The sequence below is a fragment of the Streptomyces sp. NPDC008001 genome (assembly GCF_042958085.1).
GTDB lineage: Bacteria > Actinomycetota > Actinomycetes > Streptomycetales > Streptomycetaceae > Streptomyces.
Genome location: NZ_JBIBIZ010000007.1, coordinates 18912 through 45033, shown reverse-complemented (window position 1 = coordinate 45033; position 26122 = coordinate 18912). Strand labels below are relative to the sequence as shown.

The 26122-nt window shown below is 74.9% G+C and carries 12 protein-coding genes; 11 read left to right on the top strand and 1 reads right to left on the bottom strand.

Features of this window, described 5'->3' with window-relative positions; all coding sequences use genetic code 11:
- Positions 1–6: 6 nt before the first annotated feature.
- From ACFZCD_RS19315 to ACFZCD_RS19275, 9 genes are read left to right on the top strand one after another with little or no spacing between them, the layout of a single operon-like run.
- A complete protein-coding gene (locus ACFZCD_RS19315) occupies positions 7–270 on the top strand; it encodes an acyl carrier protein (RefSeq protein WP_391832348.1) in 264 nt (87 codons plus the stop codon).
- Positions 267–2120, top strand: coding sequence for an aminotransferase class I/II-fold pyridoxal phosphate-dependent enzyme (locus ACFZCD_RS19310; RefSeq protein WP_391832346.1), 1854 nt, complete (start codon positions 267–269; stop codon positions 2118–2120). Before ACFZCD_RS19315 ends, ACFZCD_RS19310 begins: the two co-directional genes overlap by 4 nt.
- Positions 2121–2137: 17 nt before the next feature.
- Positions 2138–3766 carry a D-alanine--poly(phosphoribitol) ligase gene (locus ACFZCD_RS19305; RefSeq protein ID WP_391832344.1) on the top strand — a complete coding sequence of 543 codons (1629 nt, stop codon included), beginning with the start codon at positions 2138–2140 and terminating at the stop codon, positions 3764–3766.
- A gap of 11 nt (positions 3767–3777) precedes the next feature.
- Positions 3778–10383, top strand: a complete 6606-nt coding sequence (locus ACFZCD_RS19300) for an aminotransferase class I/II-fold pyridoxal phosphate-dependent enzyme (RefSeq protein ID WP_391832342.1) — start codon at positions 3778–3780, stop codon at positions 10381–10383.
- 4 nt (positions 10384–10387) lie between these two features.
- Complete coding sequence (locus ACFZCD_RS19295; protein ID WP_391832340.1) at positions 10388–11449, top strand: NAD-dependent epimerase/dehydratase family protein; 1062 nt, start codon at positions 10388–10390, stop codon at positions 11447–11449.
- Entirely contained in the window at positions 11436–12305 is an 870-nt protein-coding gene (locus tag ACFZCD_RS19290; protein WP_391832338.1) for a thioesterase II family protein, read from the top strand. Before ACFZCD_RS19295 ends, ACFZCD_RS19290 begins: the two co-directional genes overlap by 14 nt.
- Positions 12293–13363, top strand: coding sequence for an SAM-dependent methyltransferase (locus ACFZCD_RS19285; RefSeq protein ID WP_391832336.1), 1071 nt, complete (start codon positions 12293–12295; stop codon positions 13361–13363). The genes ACFZCD_RS19290 and ACFZCD_RS19285 overlap by 13 nt, the downstream gene beginning before the upstream one ends.
- Positions 13364–13408: 45 nt before the next feature.
- Positions 13409–16147 (top strand): PEP/pyruvate-binding domain-containing protein, encoded by a 2739-nt coding sequence (locus ACFZCD_RS19280; RefSeq protein WP_391832334.1) that lies wholly within the window; start codon positions 13409–13411, stop codon positions 16145–16147.
- Positions 16148–16184: 37 nt separating this feature from the next.
- Positions 16185–17393, top strand: a complete 1209-nt coding sequence (locus ACFZCD_RS19275) for a Rieske 2Fe-2S domain-containing protein (RefSeq protein WP_391832332.1) — start codon at positions 16185–16187, stop codon at positions 17391–17393.
- A 220-nt stretch (positions 17394–17613) separates the two neighbouring features.
- Here the strand turns inward: ACFZCD_RS19275 and ACFZCD_RS19270 are convergent, their stop codons facing one another.
- Positions 17614–19080 (bottom strand): MFS transporter, encoded by a 1467-nt coding sequence (locus ACFZCD_RS19270; protein ID WP_391832330.1) that lies wholly within the window; start codon positions 19078–19080, stop codon positions 17614–17616.
- A 613-nt stretch (positions 19081–19693) separates the two neighbouring features.
- Between ACFZCD_RS19270 and ACFZCD_RS19265 the strand changes: the two genes are divergently transcribed.
- Both ACFZCD_RS19265 and ACFZCD_RS19260 read left to right on the top strand, forming a co-directional pair.
- Positions 19694–21466, top strand: coding sequence for a hypothetical protein (locus tag ACFZCD_RS19265; RefSeq protein ID WP_391832328.1), 1773 nt, complete (start codon positions 19694–19696; stop codon positions 21464–21466).
- Positions 21463–26106, top strand: coding sequence for an FtsK/SpoIIIE domain-containing protein (locus tag ACFZCD_RS19260; protein ID WP_391832326.1), 4644 nt, complete (start codon positions 21463–21465; stop codon positions 26104–26106). Before ACFZCD_RS19265 ends, ACFZCD_RS19260 begins: the two co-directional genes overlap by 4 nt.
- Positions 26107–26122 lie beyond the last annotated feature (16 nt).

The following is a 26122-nucleotide window of genomic DNA, read 5'->3' as shown; positions in this document are numbered from 1 at the left end:
AAAGCGATGACCCCTCAGAAACTCATCACGGACTACATCGTCGAGGTCTGGATGGACGGCGACGCCGACGGGCTGGAGCCGGACACCCCCATCGACGAGCTGAACATCATCGACTCGGCGGGCGTCTTCGACCTCGTCCACTACCTGCAGCAGGAGTTCCGGATCACCGTTCCGCTGCGGCAGATCTCCCTGGCGAACTTCCGTTCCGTCAACGCGATCTCGGACCTGGTCGGCCGGCTGCAGGCAGGGGAAGGGGCGACGTCCGCATGACACACCTCATGGACGGTCCGCAGGACACCGTGCGCATTCACCGGAAGGTCGTGGGGATCGTCGCGGAGCGGACCCTCTACGACGAGGCGCAGCTGCTTCCCGACAGCCACTTCGAGGGCGACCTCGGCATCGACTCGGTGATCCTGGAGTCGATCCTGGTGTCGGTCGGCGAGGAGTTCGGCATCGAGGAGCGGCTGCCGGGCGACGTCACGACGATCCGGGAACTGGTCGCCCGGGTGGAGGGCGCGCTGGGCCTGCCCTCCGCGGCGGCGGAGCCCGCGGCCCCGGCCGGCCCGGAGGGCACGGACGCCGTCCTGGAGACCGTGCTCGCCGGCGCCGTGCGGCAGACGCAGTACCAGCGCAGCCAGCTGGCCCTCGACGCCGACTTCGAGAGCGAGCTCGGCATCGACTCCGTCATCCTCACGTCCCTGGTCGCCGAGGCCGCGCAGGAACTGGGCCTGCCCGAGACCGTGGTGGGCACCGTCACCGCGAAGACGCTGCGCGGACTGGCCGCCGAGCTGGCCGCGCTGCTCAAGCCCGCCGCCGGACGGGCCGGGGAACCCGCCGCGGCCGGTGACGGCGCCTGGGACGACCGCTCGATGAAGGACTTCACCGAGCAGCGCGACCCCGACCTCTTCGCCAAGGCCCGCAGCTTCGGCGCGTACCGGCGCAGGCGCGAGGAGGAGCGGCTGTACTGGTACGGCATGCCGCTGGTCTCCCGCTGCGAGAACCGGGCGGTCATCTACGACGAACTGGCGGGCCGCGAACGCGAGTTCCTGATGTTCGCCTCCAACAACTACCTGGGACTCGCCAACCACCCCCGGGTGATCGAGGCGGTGTGCGACGCGACCCGCACCTACGGCGCCACCCACACCGGCTCCCGCTTCATCGGCGGCACCAACATGCTCCACAAGGAGCTGGAACGGCGCCTGGCCGCCTTCAAGCAGCGCCCGGCCGCCATCGTCTACCCCGGCGGCTACGCGGCGAACCTCGGCGCCATCTCGGGCCTGGTCAAGAGCTGCGACACGCTCGTCGTCGACAAGCTCAACCACATGAGCATCGTCGACGGCAGCCGGCTGTCGGGCGGCATCCGCCGGATCTACCAGCACAACGACATGCGGGACCTGGAGCAGGTGCTGCGCCGCGGGGCGGAGCAGGGCACGGGCGGCGGCACGCTGATCGTCGCCGACGGCGTGTTCAGCATGCACGGCGACATCTGCGACCTGCCGGAGATCGTCCGGCTGGCGAAGGCCTACGGCGCCCGCGTGCTCGTCGACGACGCGCACGCGACCGGTGTCCTCGGCGCCCGCGGCTCCGGCACCGCCGAGCACTTCGGCCTCAAGGGCGAGGTCGACCTGGAGCTCGGCACCATGAGCAAGGCCCTCGCCGGCATGGGCGGCTTCGTCGTCGGCGAGGAGGAAGTCGTCGAGTACCTGCGGTACTACTCCAACTCGTACGTCTTCGCCGCCAACATCCCCGCCGGCGTCGCCGCCGGGCTGATCGCCTCGCTCGACGTCATCGAGTCCGAGCCCGAGCGCCTCAAGCAGCTGTGGGCCAACATCACCACCCTCCGGGACGGGCTCCGCAAGGCCGGTTTCGACCTGGAGCGCACCGAGAGCGCCATCCTGCCCATCGTCATCGGGGACGAGCGCAGGGCCATGGAGATGGGCCGCGCCGTGCGGGCGCGCGGCCTGTTCTGCCAGACCGTGGTCTACCCGGGCGTACCGCTCGGCGACGCCCGCCTGCGGGTCAGCGTCACCTGCGAGCACACACCGCGGGACCTGGAGCTCGCGACGGAGATCTTCATCGAGTCCGCGACGGAGACCGGCGTCCTGCCGCGATCCGAGTGAGCGAGGAAGTGCACACCATGCACACCACCACCGGAGCCACCGGAGCCCTCAGCGCCGGCGTGGTCCAGCTGCGGCGGGACTTCCCCGCCGGGCAGGCCGCCAGGCCCGCCTTCACCGGCGACCACCCCCTCACCTACGGCGAGTTCACCGCCGCCGTCGACGCGCTCACCTGCCGGCTCCTCGACCTCGGGGTCCGGCCCGGCGACCGGGTCGCGATCTGGACGGACAAGCAGCCGCGCTACGCCGAGGCGATCCTGGCCGCGCTGCAGGCCGGCTGCGCCTACGTCCCCCTGGACGGCGGGCAGCCGGCGGGCCGCGTGGAGACCATCCTCCGGGACGCCGAGCCGGTCGTGCTCTTCACGGACCGCCGCCGCCTGGACCTGCTCGCCGGCCGCGCGCTGCCCGCCTCCCTGGAGGCCGTCGTCGCCCTGGGCGAGGCACCGGGGGACGAGGTCTGCGGGGTGCCCGTCCACTCCTGGGACGGCTTCGGGCGGGTCAGGGCCGGGCGGGTGACCATCGTGCCCGCGCCGCGCCCCTCCGACCTGGCGGCGATCCTGTACACCTCGGGGTCGACGGGGGTGCCCAAGGGCGTCCGGATCTCCCACCGGAACCTGGCCAACTTCGTCGGCTGGGCCCGCGGCGAGCTCGACGTGGGCCCAGCGGACGTCTTCGCCAACCACGCGTCGTTCAACTTCGACCTCAGCACCTTCGACCTGTTCGTCGCGCTGTCCGCGGGCGCCGCGGTGTGGATCGTGCCGGACGCCGCCGCCCGGGACGTCACGGCCCTGGCCACGGGGATGCGCGAGCACGGGATCACCGTCTGGTACTCGGTGCCGTCCGTGCTGCACCTCCTCACGGCGTCGGGCGCCCTCACCCCGGACGTCACCCGGAGCCTGCGCTACGTCCTCTTCGCCGGCGAGGTCTTTCCCGTCCCCCAGCTGCGCGCCCTCGCGGAGCGCCTGCCCGAGGACACCGCCCTGTACAACCTCTACGGGCCCACGGAGACCAACGTCTGCACCTACCACCGCGTGCGCCCCGAGGACCTGCTGCGCGACACGCCGGTGCCCATCGGGCTGCCGATCACGGGCGCGCGCGTGAGCGTCGTCGCGGACGGCCGGCCCACCGGCGTGCCCGGCGCGATCGGCGAACTCGTCGTCGAGGGCGACTGCGTGACCCCGGGCTACTGGCGCCGCCCCGACGATCCCGCCGCCTCCTTCCACTGCCGGGGGATGCACCCCACCGGCGACCTCGTCAGCCGCGAGGACGGCCTGCTGGTCTACCGCGGCCGCAAGGACCGCATGGTCAAGCTGAACGGCTACCGCGTCGAACTCGGCGAGATCGAGGCCGCGGTGCTCACCCACCCCGCCGTCGCCGAAGCCGCGGTCGTGGTGCGGACGGAGCAGGACGCCGGCGGCGGGCAGCCCCGCATCGCCCTGTACTACACGCTGCGCCCGGGCGCGGCCCGGCCCGGCCTGGTGCGGCTCAAGCAGCACTGCGCCCGCCTCCTGCCGCGCTACATGCTGCCGCGGACGGCCACCTGCCTCGACCGGCTGCCGCACAACGCCAACGGCAAGACCGACTACCGGCGCCTTGACCACGAGGCGGCCCAGCCCACCGCAGAGCCTGCCGGCACTGCCAGCAAATGACGGAGACCATCTTGAGCCGAGGACCGATCGGGAAGCTCCGGCCGGGCGGCGAACCGGAGACCGTGGCCGCGCTGCTCCGGCACCGCGCGGCCCGCACGCCGGACGCGCTCGCCTACCGCTTTCTCCCCGGTGCCGACGACGCGAGCGAGTCGTGGAGCTACGGGGAACTGGACCTGCGCGCCCGCACCGTCGCCGGCCGGCTGCTGCGCGAGGACCTGCGCGGCAAGCCCGTCCTGCTGCTCCACCCGCCGGGGCTGGACTACGTCGCGGCCTTCTTCGGCTGCCTGTACGCCGGTGCGGTCGCCGTGCCCGCCTACCCGCCCGACAGCGCGCGCTTCGGGCAGACCATGCCACGGCTCGCGGCCATCGCCCGGGACTCCGGGGCCACCCACGCCTACACCACCGCGGACGTCCGCGAGGCGGCCCGCGCCAAGCCCGCCGAGATCGAGGCGCTCGGCCTGGCCGGGCTGACGTGGCTCACGGCGGACGACCTCGGCCCGGCGGACGCGGACGCCTGGCGGGAGCCTGACGGCGACGGCGGATCCCTCGCCTTCCTGCAGTACACGTCGGGGTCGACCGCCGACCCCAAGGGCGTCATGGTCACCAACGGCAACCTCGTCAGCAACCTGCGCTCGATCCACCTGCGCCTGGAGCACGACGAGCACTCCGGCATGGTCTCCTGGCTGCCGCCGTACCACGACATGGGGCTCATCGGCGGCATCCTCACCCCGCTCTACGGCGGCTTCCCCGCCCACCTGATGGCGCCCGCCACGTTCGTCCGGCGGCCGCTGCTGTGGCTCGACACGCTCTCGCGGACGCGGGCGTCCACCAGCGTCGCCCCCAACTTCGGCTTCGAGCAGTGCCTGCGCCGCATCACCGACGACCAGCGCGACGCCCTCGACCTGCGGCACTGGCGGCTCGCCCTCAACGGCGCCGAGCCCGTGCGGGCCGAGACGCTGGAGCGCTTCGCCGACCGGTTCGCCCCCTGCGGCTTCGACCGGCGGGCCCTGCTGCCCTGCTACGGCCTGGCCGAGGGCACGCTGATGGTGACCGGCATCGCCGCCGGCGAACCGCCCGTCCTCGGCTCCTTCGACGCCGGGGCCCTCGCCCGCGGCGAGGCCCGCCCGGCCGCGGACGGCGCGGAGCGGGTGACCCGGGTCGTCGGGTGCGGCACCCCCGTCCCGGACGTCGAGGTCGCCGTGGTCGACCCGGACACCCGCGGCCGGGCGCCCGAGGGCCGCGTCGGCGAGATCTGGGTCGCCGGGCCGAACGTCGCCGACGGCTACTGGGGCCGCCCCGCCGCCACCGCCGAGGTGTTCCGCGCCCGCATCGCCGGCGAGGACGAGGCCCCGTCCCCGTACCTGCGCACCGGCGACCTGGGCTTCCTGCGCGACGGCCAGCTGTACGTGGTGGGCCGCACCAAGGACGTCGTCATCGTGCAGGGCCGCAACCACTACCCGCACGACATCGAGCTCACCGCCGAGAAGGCGACCGGCGCCGTCCGGCCCGGCAGCGGCGCCGCGTTCGGCATCGCCACCGCGCAGGGCGAACAGCTCGCGCTGGCCTACGAGTTCGGCGGCGGCGACCCGGCGGCCGCGCTGGCCGCGCTGCGGACCGCCATCGCCGAGGAGCACCAGGTCTCCCCGCACACCGTCGTCCTGCTCAAGCGGTCGACGGTCCCCAAGACCACCAGCGGGAAGATCCAGCGGCAGGCGTGCCGGGCGGCCCTGACGGGCCTGGAGCTGTCCGTGGTGGCGGCGAGCGTCGTACGCGACGACCCGGAGCCCTGCCCCGCGGCGGCGGGCGGCCCGGACCGCGAGCGGGCGGTGGAAGCGGTCACCCGCGTACTGCGCCGGGCGACCGGTGCGGACGACGTCACGGGACGCGGCTTCGCCGAGCTCGGCCTGGACTACGCGGGGCTCCTGGACGCGGTCGGCGAACTGGAGCGGGAGTCCGGCGTGCCGCTCCCCGTCGGCGAACTCCTGGTGCGCCCGCACGCGGAGACGCTGGTGGAACTGCTGCTCGCGGGAGGCCCCGGCGAGAACGGGGCTGCGGAGGGGCGGGACGAGGACACGGACGCGGGCGGGGCCGGCGGCAGCACGGCCGCGCCCCGTGACGGCGCTCCCGGCGCCGCCGCGATCGAGGCGTGGCTGGCCGCCCGGATCGCGGGGCGGCTCGGGCTGCGGGCCTCCGCCGTCGACCGGGACCTGCCGTTCACCTCCCTCGGGCTCGACTCGAAGCAGGCGGTGGCCGTCGCCACCGAGCTGGGCGACTGGCTGGGCCGCGGCCTGCCCCCGAACCTGGTCTTCGAGCACCCGTCCGTCCGCGCGGTGGCCGCCGCCCTCGGCGCGGAGGCGCGGCCGCAGCCCACGGCCTCCCCGGCCGCCCCGGCCCCTGCCCCGGCGGCCGGTGAACCGATCGCGATCGTCGGCATGGGCTGCCGCTTCCCGGGCGCCCCCGACGTGGACAGCTACTGGCGGCTCCTGCTGGACGGCCGCGACGCCGTCGGCGAGGTGCCGCGGGACCGCTGGGACCCCGAGCTCGTGGACGCGCCGCGGCACGGCGGCTTCCTGGACCGCGTCGACGCGTTCGACGCCCGGTTCTTCGGGATCTCGGCGCGTGAGGCCGAGCGCATGGACCCCCAGCAGCGGCTGCTGCTGGAGGTGGCGTGGCAGACCTTCGAGGACGCCCACGTCACGCCCGCGCGCCTGGCGGGCAGCGAGACCGGCGTGTTCGTCGGCATCAGCAGCCACGACTACGCCGAGCTGCAGATGCCCCGCCTGGACGCCGTGGACGTCTATTCGGCGACCGGCAACGCCCAGTCGGTGGCGGCGAACCGGCTCTCGTACCACTTCGACCTGGCCGGCCCGAGCCTCGCCGTCGACACGGCGTGCTCGTCGTCGCTCGCGGCCGTCCACATGGCGTGCCAGAGCCTGCGCGCCGGCGAGTGCCGCACCGCGCTGGCCGGCGGGGTGAACCTGCTGATCACACCGGGCCTTTCGGTGGCGTTCGCACAGGGCGGGATGCTCTCCGCGGACGGGCGCTGCCGGACCTTCGACGACGCGGCCGACGGCTACGTGCGCGGCGAGGGCGTCGGCCTGGTGTACCTCAAGCCGCTGTCCGCGGCGCTGGCCGACGGCGACCCGGTCCACGCGGTGATCCGCGGCTCCGCCGTGGGCCACGGCGGCCGCAGCAACGGTCTGACGGCGCCGAAGGGTTCGGCCCAGCGCGCGGTCATGGCGCGGGCCCTGGAGCGGTCGGGGCTCACGGCCTCCGCGGTCGGCTACGTCGAGGCGCACGGGACGGGCACGGCGCTCGGCGACCCCGTGGAGTGGGAGGCGCTGGCGGGCGTGTACGGGCAGGGCCGGCCGGCGGAGGAGCCGTGCCTGGTGGGCTCGGTGAAGACGAACATCGGCCACCTGGAGGCGGCCGCCGGGATCGCCGGGCTCATCAAGGCGGCCCTGGTCACCAAGTACCGCCAGGTCCCGCCGTCGCTGCACCTGACGACGCCCAACCGGGGCCTGGCGCAGGAGGGCGCGGGGCTGGAGGTGGCCACGGACCGCCGTCCGCTGCCCGTACGGGACGCGGCGCGGGCCGGGGTGAGCTCCTTCGGGTTCGGCGGCGCCAACGCGCACGTCGTCGTCGAGGCCGCGCCGGACCTGCCGCCCGCTCCGGCGGCCACCAATCTGCGCCCGCGGCACGCCCTGTGCCTGTCGGGGCACACGCCCACCGCCCTGGCCGCGCTCGCCCGCCACTACCGCACGCACCTCGCGGCCCGCCCGGACGCGGACCTGCGGGAGGTGTGCCACGCGGCGAACACCGGGCGCGCGCACCTCGCCCACCGCGCCGTCGTCACCGGCGCGTCGGCCGCGGACCTGGACGCCGCGCTGGACGACCTGGTCCGGGACCGGGCGTCGACGGCGGCGGTGCGCGGGCACGTGCTGGGCCGGCCCGAGCCGAAGGTGGCGTTCCTCTTCAGCGGCCAGGGCACCCAGTACACGGGCATGGCGCGGGAGCTGTACGGCACGCACGAGGCGTTCACCCGGACCCTCGACCGCGCCGACGCCGTCCTGCGGCCGCTGCTCGGCGCCCCGCTGACCCGCCTCCTCTTCGACGAGGAGTGCGGCGAGGAGCTGCGGAGCACGCGCTGCTGCCAGGCGGTCCTGGTCGCCCTGGAGTCCGCGCTGGCCGGGGTGTGGACGTCGCTGGGCGTGCGCCCGGCGGCCGTGCTCGGCCACAGCGCCGGCGCGATCGCCGCGGCGGCCGCCGCCGGGGCGATGTCCTTGGAGGACGCCCTGGTGCTGGCCGCGGAGCGCGGCCGGCTCATGGCCGGGCAGCCGGGCGACGGCGCGATGATCGCGTGCGTGGGCGACCCCGGCGCGGTCCGCGACGTGGCCGGCCGTTACGCCTCGGTCGCGGTCTCGGCCGTCAACACCGCCGACCACCTGGTGCTGTCCGGCGGCGCCGCGGAGATCGCGGCGGCGGGCGAGGCCCTGCGCGGGCGCGGCCTCACCGTACGGCCGCTGGTCGTCTCGCACGCCTTCCACTCGCCGCTGATGGCGGGTGCGGCGGACCCGCTGCGGGACGCCGCCGACCGGATCGCTTTCGCCGAGCCCGCCGTCCCCTGGGTCTCCGATGCCACGGGAGAGCTCACCGGGCGCCCCGACGGCGCGTACTGGCGCGCGCACCTGCTCGGCACGGTGCGCTTCGCCGACGGGTTCGCGACGCTGCGCCGGCTCGGCTGCGACGCCTTCGTGGAGATCGGCCCGCACCCGACGCTGCTCAACCTGGGCCGCTCCATGACGGCGGCCGGGCCGGGCGCGGACGGCTCGCCGGCGCCGCTGTGGCTGCCGTCGCTGCGGCGCGGCGGCAACGCCTGGGAGTCGCTCCTGCAGTCCCTGGGCCGGCTGCACTGCGCGGGCGGGGCCGTGGACTGGGGCGCGCTCGACCGGGAGGACCCGCCGCGGCGCGTCCCGGTGCCGCACGCGGTCTTCGAGCGGGAGTCGTACTGGTTCACGGCGCCCGGGCGCGAGGGCGCCGGGCGTTCCGCGGTGACGGGCCCCGCCCTGCCCGCCGCGCCCGCTTCCGCGCCGCAGGAGACGTACGCCGTCGCGGCGGTCGGCGCGGGCGTCGAGGGCAGCGTCCTCGGCCACATCGCGCGGATCTGCGGCTTCCCCGCCGAGCAGATCCCGCCGTACGCCCGCCTCGGCGTGGACCTGGGGTTCGACTCGCTGATGCGGACCGATCTGCAGCGCAGCATCGCCGCCCAATACCCCGATCGGATGGACGACTTGCAACGCGACCTGCCCGAGGACCCGACGGTCCGGGATCTGCTGGACCGGCTGGGCGACGGCGCGGGATCCGTGGCGCCTGCCACCCCTGCCCCCGCGCCCGCCGTTCCGCCCCTGGCACCGCAGCCCGCGCGGCGCGCGGTGAAGCAGGAGTACGCGTTCGAGGAGTGGGCCGAGTACGCCGAGCTCCAGGGACGGCTGCGGCAGGCGCGGTCCGGCGGCTCGAACCCGTACGGCCGCTCGCACGAGGGCTTCAACTCCGCGGAGGCCACGATCGCCGGCCGCAAGGTCGTCAACTTCGCCGCCTTCAACTACCTGGCGCTGTCGGGGCACCCGCAGGTGCGCCAGGCCGCCAAGGAGGCCATCGACCAGTACGGCACGTCGGCCTCGGCGACACCGTTGCTGTTCGGCGAGACGCCGCTGCACCACGAGCTCGACGCCGAGATCGCCTCGTTCCTCGGCACCGAGGCGGCGATCGTCTTCGCGGGTGGCCACGCCACCAACGTGGCCACGGTCGGGCACCTCTTCGGCCCGGAGGACCTGATCGTCCACGACGAGTGGAGCCACGACAGCACCGTGCGCGGCTGCGTCCTCTCGGGCGCGCGGCGGCGGCCGTTCCCGCACAACGACTGGGAGGCCCTGGACCGGATCCTCACCACGCTGCGCGGCCGGCACCGCCGGGCGCTGGTGGTGATCGAGGGCGCGTACAGCCAGGACGGCGACATCCCCGACCTGCCCCGGTTCGTCGAGGTCAAGCAGCGCCACGGCGCGATGCTGATGATCGACGAGGCGCACTCGGTGGGCGTGCTCGGCGGGACCGGGCGCGGCATCGGCGAGCACTTCCCCGTCGACCGGGCCGACGTGGACCTGTGGATGGGCACCCTCAGCAAGGCGCTCGGCAGCCTCGGCGGCTACATCGCGGCCCGCGAACCGATCGTCGAGTACCTCCGGTTCACCGCTCCCCTGCACATCTTCAGCACCGGCATCTCGCCGGCGAACGCGGCCGCGGCCCTGGAGGCGATCCGGGTCGTCCGCAAGGAGCCGCAGCGCGTGGCCCGGCTGCGCGAGCTGTCGGACTTCTTCCGCGCCGGGGCCCGGGAACGCGGCCTGGACATCGGGGTGTCCCGGGCGTCCGCCGTGATCCCGGTGATCACCGGCGACTGGGAGAAGACGATGGCGCTGTCGAACTCCCTGCTGGAGCAGGGCGTCAACGTGATGCCCATCGGCTATCCGGCGGTCGAGCGCGACAAGTGCCGGCTGCGCTTCTTCGTCAACGTCGACCACAGCGAGACCGACCTCGAACACTCCCTCGACCTTCTGGTGTGATCCCATGTCGACGCAGAACACGGACACGTCCGGCACCACCGTCCCCGGCCCCGGCGAGCGGCCCGGCGTCCTGGTCACCGGGGCGAGCGGGTTCATCGGCGGGCACCTCGTCCGCCGCCTCGCCGAGCGCGGGCACCGGGTGCGCGTCCTCGTCCGCGAGGGCAGCGACCGCTCGGGGTTCGCCGGCTCCGAGACCGAGACCGCCGTCGGTGACCTCGGCGACCTCCCGGCCCTGCAGCGGGCCATGGCGGGCGTGCGGCAGGTGTACCACTGCGCCGGGATGTCGGCCGACTGGGGCGCCTGGGAGGACTTCCGGCGCATCAACGTCACCGGCGCGGCGAACGTCGTGGAGGCCGCCGCCCGCGCGGGCACGGTCCGGCGGGTGCTGCACGTGAGCACCACCGACGTGTACGGCTATCCCGTACGGCCCTGCGACGAGAACACCGAGCCGCGCGACACCGGCCTCCCGTACAACCGCAGCAAGCTCCTCGGCGAGCGGGCCGTGCGCGAGGCCTCCGAACGCACCGGCGTGCCGGTGACGATCGTCCGCCCGGTGTCCGTCTACGGGCCGGGCAGCAAGGACTTCGTCATCGAGATCGCGGACCTGCTGCTGCGCAAGCAGATGGTCTACATCCGCCAGGGCCGCGTCCCGGCCGGCCTGCTGTACGTGGAGAACGCCGCCGACGCCATGATCGACGCGTGCACCTCCGAGTCCACGGCGGGGCGCGCGTACAACCTGCGCGACCCCGGGCTGACGACGTGGCGCGAGTACATCGAGGCGCTCGCCCGCGGCCTGGGCGCCCCGCCGCCGAAGCTGAGCCTGCCCACCCCTGTCGCCACGGCCGTGGCGACGGTCTCGGAGAAGCTCTACGGGCTCCTCGGCGTCAAGGCCCGGCCGGTCCTCACCCGCCACGCCGTGCACCTCTTCGACCGCGACCAGTCGTACGGGATCGGGCGCGCGCAGGAGGAGTTCGGCTTCAAGAGCCCGGTGGGTTTCGAGGAGGGCATGCGCCGGACCGTGGCCTGGCTGGACTCGCCGGAAGGACGCAAGCATGTCGCCCGCTGAGCCGCCGGCCGTCCTGCCCGGCCGGGAGTCGCCGTGGCTCCCGCGCTTCGGCACCCCGCCGCCCCCGCCGGACGCGCCGGGGACCCGGCTGATCTGCTTCCCGTACGCGGGGGGCACCGCCTCCGTCTACCGCGACTGGCGCGAGCACCTCGGCGGCGGGGCCGCCGACGTGGCCGCCGTGCAGCTGCCGGGGCGCGGCCTGCGGATGCGCGAGGAGCCGTACACGGCCGTGGAGCCGCTCGTCGCCGGCATCGCCGCCGAGCTCGTGCGCCGGGGGCTCACCCGCGACTACGCGTTCTTCGGGCACAGCATGGGCGCCCTGCTGGCCTACGAGGTGGGCTGCGCGCTGCGGGACCGCGGCGAGCCCGGCCCGCGCCACCTGTTCGTCTCCGGCAGCAGGGCGCCGCACCTGTACGGGGACCGCACCGAACACCTGCTGCCCGACGCGGAGCTGCGCGACTTCGCCGCGGGCATCGGCGCCCTCGGCGCCGGCGACCAGGCGCTGCTCAACAGCGCCTACCTCGACCGGAGGCTGCCGGTCCTCCGGGCCGACCTGCGGGTCTGCAACGACTACCGGTGGCGGCCGCGCCGCCCGCTGGACTGCCCGATGACGGCGTTCTCCGCGAACGACGACCCGGTCGCGGACGCCGCCGGCGTGGAGGCGTGGCGCGCGTACACGACGAGCTCGTTCCTGCACCACCACGTGCACGGCGACCACTTCTTCCTCAACGGCGACGGCCCCGCGCGGCAGCGGCTGCTGCGGGAGCTGCGGCGGGAGCTGGCCCGCCTCCCCCGCGCCGCGGACGCGGGCCACTCGACCACCACGCAGCACAGGGAGCCCTCATGGATGTACTGAGCCTGGTCAAGAGCGTCAGGGACCGCGTCGGGGAACCGCTCGGCGACGTCCTCTCCGCGGCGCGCGTCGTCGGCAACTGGCGGATGCCGCTGCTGCTCGCCGTGTCGAAGGGCTTCATCACACCGGTCTACCGGGCCGCGTTCCTCGCCTCGGCCGCGGGCTCCGGCATCCTCGGCTGGCTCGCCGTGCGCCCCTGCGACCTGGAGTCGCTGGCCGACAAGCTGGGCGCCGCGCAGGACAAGGAGCGGCTGCGGGCCTGGCTGGACGTGGGCGTGCGCCTCGGCGAACTGGACAAGCGGGAGGGCTGCTACCGGCTGCGGGGCATCGCCGCCCGGACCCTCGCGCGAGCCGGCAACGACGCCCTGGCCGCCGCGCTGGAGGAGGTGCTCCGCTTCCACGTGCCGGTGCTGCTCGGCGGCCCGCGGATGGCGGCGACCGGCGAGCGCTTCTCGCTGGGCGACCAGGACGGGCTCGTCATCGCCCGCTCCACGCGCGTGATCGAGCCGTTCGTCGAGGCCGCGATCGCGCGCGCCCTCGACCGCGAGAACCCGGTGCGGATGCTGGAGGTCGGCTGCGGCAGCGGCATCCACGTGCGGCACGCCGCGCAGCTCAACCCGCGGCTGTCGGCCGTGGCGATCGACCTGCAGGAGGAGGTCGCGGAGACCGCGACCAAGAACATGGCCGAGTGGGGCCTCGCCGACCGCGTCGAGACCCGGCAGGGCGACCTGCTCGACCTCGACCTGCAGCCCCAGTTCGACCTGGTGACGATGCACAACAACATCTACTACTTCGCCGAGGACGAGCGGGTGGCGGCGCTGGAGAAGGCGCGCTCGCTGCTGGCGCCGGGGGGCAGGATCCTGCTCACCACGTCGTGCCAGGGCGGCAACATCGGCCTTGACGTGCTCAGCCTCTGGTTCGCCTACGCCGACTTCGGCGGGCCGCTGCCCCGGGAGGCGGAGCTCGTCGCGCAACTGGAGCGCGCCGGGTTCACCGGCGTCGAGGCGGCCCGCGTGGTGCCGGGCGAGCAGTTCCGCGCCTTCACGGGCACCAGCAAGTAGCCCGCACAGTCCCGCCGACGGCCCGAGCGCCCAGGAGAGCCCGACATGGCAACCCGTACCACTGACCCAGCGACCACGACCCTCGCGCCGCAGGCCGGCGATGTCGTCGTCCTCGGCGGCCCCGAGCCCGCGGACCCCGCCGTCCTCGGCGGCAAGGCGGCCCGGCTCGCCGACATGATCGCGGCGGGGCTTCCGGTGCCGCCCGCCTTCTGCCTCACCACCGGTCTCTTCACCCGCTACCTCGCCGGCACGGGCCTGGACGGCAGGATCAAGGGCATCGAGGGCGGCGGGGACGGCACGGGCGGCGAGGGCGGCGGCGTCCGCGAGCTGATCCTCGCGACCCGCATCCCCGCGCCGATCGCCGACGAGATCCTCGCCGCCTACGAGCGGCTGGGCCGGCCGCGGGTGGCCGTGCGCTCCTCCGCGCTCAAGGAGGACTCGGCGGCACGCTCCTTCGCCGGCCAGCACGACACGGTCCTGGACGTCTCGGGCGACGCGGCGCTGCTGGACGCCGTGCGGCAGTGCTGGGCGTCCCTGTGGTCCGCGCGGGCCACCGCCTACCGCGACGGCGAGACGGCCGAGGCGATGGCCGTCGTCGTCCAGGAGATGGTCCACTGCGACGTCAGCGGCGTGCTGTTCACCGTCGACCCGGTGAGCGCCCGGCCGCACCGCGTCGTCGTCGAGGCCTGCCGGGGGCTGGGCGAGGGCCTCGTCTCCGGGCGGGTCTCCAGCGACCTGTTCGTCGTCGACGACCGCAGCCTGGAGGTCGTCGAGGAGCGCGTGCGCTACAAGGTGGCCAAGTGGGCGCCGCTGGCCCCCGGGAAGATCGGGATGACGAAGGTCGACGCCGCCGACCGCGACACCCCCTGCCTGGACCACGCCCAGCTCGCCGAGCTGGCCCGGCTCGGGCTGCGCGTGCGCGAGCACTACGGCAGCGAGCAGGACATCGAATGGGGCCTCCGCAAGGGCGAGTTCCGGCTCTTCCAGACCCGCCCGATCACCACCCGGCCCGCCCCCGGGGACGCACCGGCCCGTACGGGGGCGCTCAGCCCGTACGTGACGGAGCAGCCGGAGCCCGTCCGGAGCGGCACCCTGTGGTCCCGCATGGACATCGGCGAGATCTTCGTCGGGCTGATGTCACCGCTCGGCCTGAGCTTCGCGCGCTACTACCAGAAGCACGTCCACCTGGACTGCGCCGCCGCCCTCGGCGTCCGCGACACCGGCGACGCCGACCTGCACATGGGCTACTACCAGGGCCACATCTACCTCAACATCTCCTACAGCGCCCACCTCCTGGGCCAGGCCCTGCCCACGCGCGACCAGCGCCACTTCACCAAGCGGTTCGTCGGCGAGGACGTCGAGGGAGGCAACCTCGCCGACTACAAGAACCCCTTCGGGAAGTTCCCGGGCGGCCTGGAAGACGCGCTGTCCACGGCGCACTGGCTGCGCTGCACCGCCGCCGAGGCGCTGCGGATGAAGTCGCGGTCGGAGGAGATGGCCGCCTCGCGGCTCTACGAGTTCGACCGGGCCCGGCGGCTCGACCTCACCCGCATGAGCCGCCGCGAGCTGCACGCCGAACTCACCCGCAACCTCGGCTACTTCCACGACAGCCACGTGGGCTACATGCCGTACTACATCAACGCCTTCGGCTTCTACGGGATCCTCACCGAGCTGTGCCGCATGTGGCTCGGCGAGGAGGGCGAGAACCTGCAGAACCGCATCAAGACCGACATGTCCAGCCTGCGGACCGTGGAGTCCGCGAAGGAGATCTGGGCCGTCGCCCAGGCCGCCAAGGACAGCCCCCGCGTCCTGAAGATCATCGACGAGGAGCCGCTGGAGGCCGTCGCCGGGGCGCTGCGCGCGGACGACGAGGGCGCCGTCTTCTGGGACCGGCACATGGAGCCGTTCCTGCGCGCCAACGGCACTCGCGGGCACCAGGAGATGGAGCTCACCCACTCGCGGTGGATCGACGACCCCTCGTACATCTTCCAGATGATCCGGCGGTACGCCTCCGACGGCTTCTCCGCCGACGACATCCTCAAGCGCAGCAGCGGCTACCACGACGACTCGCGCCGGCTCCTCAAGAGGCTCCTGCTGCCGCAGCGCAAGGTGATCGAGACGGTCATCTCGCTGTACGCGCTCTGCAGCGAGCTGCGCGAGACCACCCGGATGTCGATGATCACCTCGATCTGGCTGGTGCGGAACGTGGTGTACGAGGTGGGCCGGCGGCTGGTCGCCAAGGGCGTCCTGCACTCCCTCGACGAGGTCGCCCACCTGGACTTCGAGGACGTCCGGGCCTATCTGGCCGGGGACGCCGGCGAGCCGGAGGCCTTCCCGCGCGAGCGGATCGACGAGGCCCGGCGCGTCCACGAGTACCGCAAGCGGCTCCCGGAGCCGCCGCTCACCTTCATCGGCGAGCACGACATCACCCAGGCCGTGCGCCCCGCCCCGGGCGGCGCGCGGCTGAGCGGGCTGGGAGCGAGCCCCGGACGCGTCGTCGGCCGCGCCCGCATCGTGGAGGACCTGGTCTGGCAGGCCGACGAGTTCGAGGCCGGCGAGATCCTCGTGACCCGCTACACCGACGCCTCGTGGACCCCGCTGTTCGCCATCGCCGGCGGCGTCGTCACCGACGTCGGCTCGATGCTGTCGCACAGCTCGATCGTCTCCCGCGAGTTCCACGTGCCGTCGGTCGTGAACACCAAGTACGCGACGCAGCGCATCAGCACCGGGGACATGGTCATGGTCGACGGCGACACGGGGACGGTGGAGGTCGTCGAAGGCTGATCCACCGTCAGCGCAACCCACCGAGGAGGAACGAAAGATGATCCCCGACCAGTGGTATCCGATACTCCCGGCCGAGGAGGTGCGCAACGACAAGCCGACGGGCGTCCGCCGGATGGGCCAGGAGCTGGTCCTGTGGCGCGACCTCGACGGCAACCTCGTCTGCCAGGGCGCGCGCTGCCCGCACAAGGGCGCCAACCTGGCCGACGGCCGGATGAAGGGCAACACCGTCGAGTGCCCGTACCACGGCTTCCGCTACGGACCCGACGGCGCGTGCAAGGCCGTACCGGCGATGGGCTCGGAGGCCCGCATACCGGGCTCGCTCCGGGTGCCCGTGCTCCCGGTGCGGGAGGCCCACGGGCTGGTGTGGCTGTGGTGGGGCGAGGAGCGCGCCGACCTGCCGGACATACAGATCGCACCGGTGATCGCGGACAACCCCAAGGTGCACTCGACGCTGCACTGGACCCGCCCGGTCCACTACACCCGCTACATCGAAAGCCTGCTCGAGTTCTACCACATCACCTACGTCCACCGTGATCACTGGTTCAACTACATCGACTACCTGTTCCTCTACGGAACGGCCCGCAAGCTCGGCCTCGACGGCAAGGAGCGCTACCTCTCGGCCACGAAGATCGTCAACCACAAGCTGGAGACCGTGACGGAGGGCCGGACGCTCCGCTACTCCTTCGACCACCAGGAGGAGGCGGACCCCGCCAACACCACGCACTACGTCATCACGTTCACCTTCCCCTGCCAGGTGCACGTCCAGACCGAGCAGTTCGAGGCGACGTCGTGGCTGGTCCCCATCGACGACGAGCACACCGAGCACATCCTGCGCTGGTACGAGTACCCGACGGTCAAGCCCTTCCTCCGCTCGGAGAGGCTGCGCCGCATCCTGCCCCGCGCCTCCCTCTACATGGAGAAGTGGATCCAGGACGTCCAGGACGTCCGCATCATGGAGCGCCAGGAACCGAAGATCAGCGAGGGCGGCGTCAGCAAGTTCATCCCGGTCGACGAGCTGAACGCCAAGTACCTGGCGATGCGGTCGCGGCTGATCCAGGAGGCGGCGGAGCGGAAGAACACCCCCGGAGCCGCGGGGGCTCCGGCGACGGCCGGCGGGACACCGGAGCCGGCCGGCGGGTCCGCCCCCGGGGGAAAGCGCCCCGCGGCGGCGAACGGCCGGAGGACGCCCAAGACCGCCGCGAACGGCGAAGGCCTCGCGGCGGCACGGGCGAGCGGGACGCCCTGAGACGCGGGGCCGGGGTGCCGAGGTGCGGCCGCACGGGCCGCCACCATCGGCAGGACCGGCCGAGAGGGGTCTGAGGCCCGGTCCCGCCCCTCCGCCGCAGCGGCGATCAGCCACGACGGCGCGGCCCGGCGGTGCCGGACACCACAGGGCCCTCCGGGCACCGCCCGGAACGCGAAAACCCCGGCTCGGGAGCCGGGGTTTTCTGCGGTCGGGGCGGCGGTCAGCCGCGGGTCCGGGCGGGCACCGCGGCAGCCGCCGGGCCGGCCTCGGTCTCCTCCGCGGCTTCGGCCGCGACCGGCTTCGGGATGAGGAAGGACGTCGCCAGGGCCGCGGCCAGGATGACGACGCCGGCGATCATGCCGGAGGTGTAGCCGGTGGCCGAGGAGGCGTCGGCGGGCTGGACCGCGGTCTTCACCGCGTACAGGACGGCGAAGCTGAGGCCGGCGCCCAGGTTGAAGGCGCCCGCGTTGAGGCCGGGGAGGAAGCCCGGGTTCTCGCGCGGGGACAGGACGATGCCGAGGCCGTTGAGGACGATGTTCGCCACGCCCGCGTAAGTGATGCCCACCAGGAGCGACGCCACCAGGAGCAGGGCCTTCGAGTGGGCGGGGATCGTGAGGATCATCAGCACGACGGAGGCGGCGGAACCGATCAGGCCGATGCGCAGGACGCGGCCGTAGCCGTACGTGGCGGCGAGGCGACCGGCCAGCGGGCCCATGGCCAGGCCGGCCAGGGCGTACGGGGTCAGGGTCCACCAGGCGGAGCCCTCGGCGCCCATGCCGAGGCCGGCCTCGGCGTCCTGGGCGAAGGCGGGGATCAGGCCGTTCATGACGGCGAAGACACCGGTCATGGTGAGGGTGGTGGTGAGGAGGGTCGCCCAGGTGGCGCGCCGGCGCAGGTGGCGGGTGGCGACCAGCGGGTGCGACGAGCGGTCCTCGGTGCGCCAGAACAGCGCGAAGGCGGCGGCGGAGACGACGACCAGGGCGGCGATGAGGCCCCAGTTCGCGGCACCGAGCTTGCCGGCCTCGTTGAGGGCGACGAGCAGCGAGCCGACCGACACGACGAGGAGGCCGACCCCCGGCCAGTCCATCCGGTCCGCGCCGGGGACCTTGGACTCGGGGGTCATGAACGCGACGAGGGCGGCCGCCAGGACGGCGACGACGGACATGACCCAGAACACGGACTGGAAGCCGTGCTCGTCGGCGAGGAACCCGCCCGCGAGCGAGTCGACACCGGCGATGCCGCCGTTGACCGCGGTGATCACGCCGAGCAGGGTGCCGTACCGCTTGGGCTCGGTCACCTCCTGGCGCAGCATGATCAGGCACAGCGGGACGACCGGGCCGGAGAAGCCCTGCACGATCCGCCCGGCGAACAGCACCGGCACGCTCGTCGCCAGCGCCGCGATCACACAGCCGACGGCCATGAGGACGAGCATGCCGGTCAGCACCTTGCGGCGCCCGAGGACGTCACCGAGCCGCGGCAGGAAGAGCGAGAACAGGGCGGCCGACGTGAAGAACGCGGTCTGGGTGAGCCCGATCTCCGCGGAGCTGGCGCCGAGGCTGTCCTCGATGCTCTTCAGCGCGGGGCTGAGCATGCTCGCGTTGAGCTGGAAGGCGATGCAGGCGGTCAGGAGTGCGGTGACCAGCACGCCCACGCTGACAGGGCGGCGGTCGGTAAGAGAAACGTTCATGCCTCAACGCAGGGGGTGAGTGGAGCTTCGCAACACAGCGGACGCGCTGCGCGCACACAGAAAAACCCCGGCGCGACGGGGAATCCCGAAAGCCGCCGGAGCGTGGCCGCTCCGCCCGGACATCGGGTCGACAGATCACCGACCTGCGAAAACCCCCGTCGGAAGGGGGTTGCTGTTCCCTCATGGTACCCGGGATTTTCCGGGCGCTTCCGGGATCGTTCGACCACGGTCCGTCATACGCCCACGCCATCCGGGGCGGCCGGGCGGAGACGTGGCGGTGACGTGACACGGGGCACACCCGGGGCGCGGGCCGCCCCTCCTCCCGGGGGCGGGAGGGGCGAGATCCGGCCACGTTCGCCGGCCCGGCGCGATCACAGACAACCTGGCGCCTGCATTTGCCATGTACCTCGGTGTCGGCACGAATGCGCTGCTCACTGCGGGTGCAGTCGGCCGGCGGAGGTCCACGGTGCACCCCGTGGCCTTCTTCCGTCCGCTCCGTCCTTCCCGAGGTGCCCGTGCCCGCCCACCCGCCCGGATCCCCCGTCCGACTGCTCCTGACTCGCCGTCAGGGCGCCTCGGCTTCCGCCGTCCCCGCGGTCTCCCGGTGGTGTTCGTGACCGCCGGGAGACCGGGCGGCGGCCCCTGGGCGCTCGCCCTGCCGCTGCCCGACCAGAAATCGTCCTTCATCCTCACCGGCATGGCCGTCGTCCTGGTGCTGCTCCTGTGGTGGCTGATCCGGGCGGTCGCGCGGCAGGGTGGTTTCCGGCGGGCCTGCCGCCGGGTGGCCTGGGAGCTCCGGATGACGCGGCGTGCCTTCGCCGCGCCGTTCCGTGCCCGTGGTCTGCACCGGCGCCGTGTCCGCACCCTGACGTCGTTCCTCTCCGACCCGGCCGTTCCCGCCCTGGTCGACCACGCGCTCACCGGCGCGGAGGAGGCGGCCGGGGAGGGCTGCCGCGTACCCGCGGCCGCGGTGAGCGCCGACCGGCAGCGGGTCGCGGTCGTCGTGGCCGGGCGCAGTCCGCGCGCGGCGGCGGCGCCCTGGCAGGACGCCCGGGACGAGCCGGGCGACTGGACGTGGTCGGCCGGGGCCGCCGCGCTCGGGGCCGGTGCGGAGGCGCCGGCCGCGCGGCGGACGCTGCCGCTCGTCGTCGGTGTCGACCGGCTCTCGGGCGCGACGGTCGTCGCCGACTGGATGTGCGGGCCGCCCGCCGTGAGCCTGGAAGGCGACGTGCGGGTGGTCCGCAGTGTGCTCCAGGCGCTGGCGGCGCAGCTCGACCTGCTCTCCGGCGGGCCGGTGGTGCAGGTCGCCCGCGGGGTGCATCCCCGCTACCCCGGCCGGGAGCTCGACCGGATCCTCGACGAGCTGGAGGCCGACGCGCCGGACGACTCCGCCGGTTCCGGCGACGCCCTGCCCGTGGTGCTGGTGTGCTGGACCCCGTCGCCCGCCCAGTGGGAGCGGCTGGCCGCGCTGTGTGCCTCGGGGCGGGTCCGCGCCCTGGTGGGCGGGCGGCTGCCGGGGTACTGCTGGAGCCTGCACACCGAGCCGGGCGGGCGGCTGCTCGCTCCGGGCGCCGGCCTCGACGTGGAGGCCGCCGCGCTGAGCACGGCGGTGGGCTCCGCCGTCAAGAGGTTCCGCCGCCGCGGGACCGGCTGGTGGGCGGCGAGGGACACGGCCGTCCCGCCCGACGGGCCGGGGGGCGACGGGGACGGCCCTGTCGTGCACCGCTCCGTCCCGGTGGAGCCGGTGGAACCGGTAGAACCGGTAGAACCGGTGGAAGAGGCCGGGCCCGGTGGCGGACCCTCACCCGCCGAGACCGTCCCCGTACCGGCGGCCGCGCCCGTACCTGCAGAGGCCGGAGAGGCGCCCGCGCCGCCCGCGCCCGGACCGGGCACGTCTGCCGGGGCCGGTTCCCCGGTCTCGCCGGCGGCATCCGGGCCCACCGCCGGAGCAACCGGTACGACGGCCCCCACCCCTGTGCTGCCCGCACCGGCACCCGACACCGGCGCCCCGGTCCGGCCGGCGGCCGCATCCGCTCCCACCCCCGGCACGGCCGGCGCGAGCGCGCTCGCAGCCACAGTCCCGGCCCCGGTGCCCGCAGCGCCCGCCGTGCCCGGGCCGCGCGAGGGCGACTTCGCCGAGCCCGAAGCCGGTGCGGGTGCCGGCGCCGGCACTCGCACCGGCGGGCGCCCGCCCGCCGCCGCACCCGGCCCTGCCACCGTCCCCGCGGCCCCGGCCCCGGGCGGGCCGGCCCCCGGAACCGCCGCCCCCGCCCCCGGCTCCCTGCTGGAGCCGGAACCCGAGCCCGGCTCCGGGGCCGGCCCCCGCCCCGCCCCCGGCGTCTCCGCCGCCCGCACGCACCCGGATCGGACCCCCGAACACCCATGAGACTCTTCGTCAGCCTCACCGCGCCCGGCGCCGACCGGGACCTCGTCCTGGACGTTCCCGGCGGAACCACCGTCGGTGCCCTCGCCGAACGGCTCGGCGGCGCCGCGGACGGCGCCGAGCCGCCCGTCCTCCACCTCGGCGACCGCCCGCTCCCGCCCGAGGCCACGCTCTCCGCCACCGGGCTCCGCGACGGCGCCCGGCTGGGGCTCGGCGGGCCCGCCGCCCCGGAGCCCGCCGCGTACGGTGCTCCGCGCGGCGCGCTCCCGTCCCCGTCCCGCACTCCCGACGGCGGGCGCCTGCCGCGCGCCGCGGGCGTGGAGCTGCAGCTCGTCGGCGGGCGGGGAGCCGGCCGCGTCTGGGCGCTGGGGCCGGGGACGCACACCGTCGGCCCGCGGCCCGGCTGTTCCGTACGGCTGGAGGGGCGGGACGTGCCGCCCGCCGGGGTGCGGGTCACCGTGCGCCCCGACGGCACGGTGCTGCTCCACACCGGCGAGCAGGGCGCGCACGTCGCGCTCTCCTTGCCCGTCCCGCCGCCGGACCGTCCGCGCGCCGACGCGCCTGCGCTGCCCCCGGAGCCCCCGGGCGACCTCCCCGACCCGGACGCCGACACCGCCGAGCCGCTCCCGCCGGGCTGGTGCGCGTGGCCGCTGGGCGGTGAGCTCGTGCTCGGGGAGTTCCTGCTGCGGGTGGCCGAGCCGACGGAGGCGGACGCCGCCGTCGCGGTCTCCGCGGACGGCGCGCACCTGGACTTCAACCGGCCGCCGCGCATCGTCCCGCCGCTGCAGCCGGAGCGCTTCGTCCTGCCCGCTCCGCCCACCGCGCCCGCCCACCGGGCGATCCCGCTGCTGATGGTGCTGTCGCCCTTGGTCATGGGCATCGGCATGGTCGTCTTCCTCAAGTCGTACTACTACCTGGTGTTCGCGCTCTTCAGTCCTGTGATGGCGCTCGCCAACCACTGGAGCGGCAAGCGGAGCGGCCGGCGGGACTACGTGGCCGCCGTCGCGGGCTACCGGACGCGCCGGGCGTCGCTGGAGGCGGACGTGCGGGGCAAGGTGGACCGCGAGCGCGCGCTGCGCACGGAGGCCGCCCCGGACCCCGCGACGGCGGGCCTGTGGGCCGTCGGGCCCGGTGCTCGCCTCTGGGAGCGCCAGCGCTCCCACTCCGACCATCTCCACCTGCGCGTCGGCACCGTCGGGCAGCCGTCCCTGCTCACCGTCGACGACGCCGCGCGCGAGGACAACCACCGCTCCGTCCACTGGGACATCCCCGACATGCCGGTCGGGGTGGATCTGGTGGGCGACGGGGTGCTCGGCATCGCCGGGGAGCGCGAGGCCACCACGGCCCTCGCCCGCTGGGCCGTCGCCCAGGCGGCGATCCTGCACAGCCCGCGCGACGTCCGGATCACGGTGCTCACCGACGCGGCGGGCGCGGCCGGCTGGGAGTGGGTGCGCTGGCTGCCGCACGCCCGCCCCGGGGAGGGCGGCCCGGCCGCCCCGGCCCCGGGCGGACCGGCGGTCACCCTGGGCAATGACCCCGAGACCGTCGCCGCACGGGTCACCGAGCTCGTGTCGGCCGTCCGGTCCCGCAGCCGCGCCCGGGAGTCGGGACTGGCCGGCACGCTGATCGCCGAGCCCGACCTGCTCGTCGTCCTCGACGGGGCGCGGCACCTGCGCGACGTCCCCGGCATGATCCAGGTCCTGAAGGAGGGGCCCGCCGTGCGGGTCTTCCTGATCTGCGTCGACCGCGAGGAGCGGATGCTCCCGGAGGAGTGCGTGTCGGTCTGCTCGGTCGGGGCCCGCGAGCTCACCCTGCGCCGCTCAGGGCGGACCGCCGTCACCACGGCCCGGCCGGACCTGGTGGACGCCGCGTGGTGCGAGCGGATCGCCCGTGCCCTGGCGCCCGTCCGCGACGTGACCCCCGACGGTTCGGACGGCCTGCCGACCGGCGTCGGCCTGCTCCGGCTGCTCGGTCTCGAACCGCCCCGCGGCGACGAGCTCGTCCGCCGGTGGGAGCAGCAGCCCGCGTCCACGGAGATGCTGCTGGGCAAGGGCTACTCCGGGCCCGTCACCTTCGACCTCGTCAAGGAGGGCCCGCACGCCCTGGTCGCGGGGACGACGGGCGCGGGCAAGTCCGAGCTGCTGCAGACGCTGGTGGCGTCTCTCGCGGCGGCCAACCGGCCCGACGAGATGACGTTCGTTCTGGTCGACTACAAGGGCGGGAGCGCCTTCAAGGACTGCGTGCGGCTGCCGCACACCCTGGGCATGGTCACCGACCTCGACAGCCACCTCGTCGAGCGCGCCCTCACCTCGCTGGGCGCCGAACTGACCCGGCGCGAGCACGTCCTCGCGGGGGTCGGTGCCAAGGACCACCCCGAGTACCGCGCCCTGCGGCGGCGGAACCCGGAGCTGGCGCCGCTGCCCCGGCTGCTCCTCGTCATCGACGAGTTCGCGACCCTCGCCCGGGACGTGCCGGAGTTCGTCCCCGGGCTGGTCTCGATCGCCCAGCGGGGCCGCTCCCTCGGCATCCACCTGGTGCTGGCGACGCAGCGGCCCGCGGGAGTGGTCACCGCCGACATCCGGGCCAACACCAACCTGCGGATCTCCCTGCGCGTCACCGACGCCGCGGACAGCCAGGACGTCCTGGAGGTCAACGACGCCGTCGGCATCTCCGCGGGCACCCCCGGCCGTGCGCTGGCCCGGATCGGGCACCGCTCGGTCCTGCCGTTCCAGACGGCGTACGCGGGCACGCCGCGCGAAGACGGGCCGGCGGAGGCCGCACCGGTCGCGGTGCGGCCGGAGCGCGCCGTCACCGCCGCCGAGATCCGGGCGGCGGACGTGACGTGGGCTCAGCTCGGGCGTCCGGCACCGGCAGCGGCGGACCGCGCCGCGGAGGACGACGCGGACGCCCTGGACGACCCCTCGGCCCCCACGGACCTCACCGCGCTCGTCGAGGCCGTCCAGGAGGCCGCCGCGGACCTCGGCATCCCGCAGCAGCCCAGCCCGTGGCTGCCGCCGCTGCCGCACCGGCTCACCCTGGACGACCTGCCCGAGCGGCCCGTCCCGGCGGGCCTGCCCGACGGGTACCTCGCCCCGGTGCCCTGGGCGCTCGCCGACCTGCCGGGCGCCCAGCGGCAGGAGGCCCTGGAGCTGGACCTCAGTGCCTTCGGTCACCTCTACGTCATCGGGACCCCGCGCTCGGGCCGCTCCCAGGTGCTGCGCACGCTGGCGGGGGCGCTCGCCCGCCGCCACTCCACGGCGGACGTGCACCTGTACGGCATCGACGCGGGCGGCGGCGCGCTCGCCGCCCTGAACCCGCTGCCGCACTGCGGGGCCGTCGTGCCGCGCGCCGACCTGGAGCGCCTCGGCCGGTTGCTCGCGCGGCTCATGGCCGAGACGGCCCGCCGTCAAGAGCTGCTGGCCGCGCACGGCGCCGCCGGTCTCGCCGAACTGCGGTCGCTGCTGCGGCCGGAGGACCGCCCGGCGCACATCGTGCTCCTCGTCGACGGCTGGGACTCGCTGGTCGCCCTCCTCGGCGACCACGACGGCGGCCGTCCCGTCCAGGAGCTCACCGCCCTCATCCGGGAGGGTGCGCCCTTGGGCATCCACGTCGTCGCCACCTCGGAGCGGGCCCTGCTGACGGGCAAGGTCGCCGCGCTCAACGACGAACGCCTCCTCCTGCGGCTGACCGACCGGTCCGAGTACACGCTCGCGGGGGTGCCGGCCAAGCGGGTTCCCGAGCTGGTGCCGCCGGGGCGCGCGTGGCGCGGCGGCAGCGCCACCGAGGTCCAGGTCGCCCTGCTGGGCCGGTCCGCGGAGAACACCACCGCCCTGCCGGCCGCCGGCCGCGACCAGGCGGAGGCGCTGCGGGAGATCGGGGCGCGGGCGGAGCGGCGCGACCGGGACGTCCCGGCCGCGCGGCGTCCCGCCCGGGTGCTCACCCTGCCCGCGAAGGTCTCCTTCACGGACGCGTACGACAAGGTGCCCGAGGCACGGCGGCGGCCGCTGTGGGGCCTGCTGGGCATCAGCGGCGACGACCTGGCCCCGCTCGGCGTGGACTTCGCGGCGGACGCCCCGTCGTTCCTGATCAGCGGCCCGCCCGGAACGGGGCGTTCTACGGCGCTGGCGTCCCTGGCGGTCTCCCTGCTGGCCGGGGGCACGCGGGTGGTCGCCCTCACCCCGCGGGAGTCGCCGCTGCGCGGCCTGGCCCGGCACCCGCTGGCGACCGTGCTGGAGCAGGCGGATCCGCCCGGCGAGGACGTACGGGCCGCGCTCGACGCCGGCACCGGTCCGGCCGTGGTGCTGGTCGACGACGCGGATCTGCTGTCCTCGATGCCCGCGGCCGACGAGGTGCTGCGCGAGATCGCGGCCACCGGCCGCGACCGGGGCCTCGGCCTGGCGGCCGCGGGCACTCCGGAGACGATGACCTCCGCCGGGTTCGGCTGGCTGGGGCAGGCGCGCAGGCTCCGCAAGGGACTGCTGCTGGCCCCGCAGTCCCCGGGCGAGGGGGACATGCTCGGCGTGCGGCTCCCGTACGACCTGCTGCGCACCCGGCCCGTGCCCGGGCGCGGGCTGACGGTGGATCCGGTGACCGGGTCGCTGGTGTCCCTCCTCGTGCCGGAGACCGTGCTGCAAGGGGGGTGACGACGCGCGAGGCGCC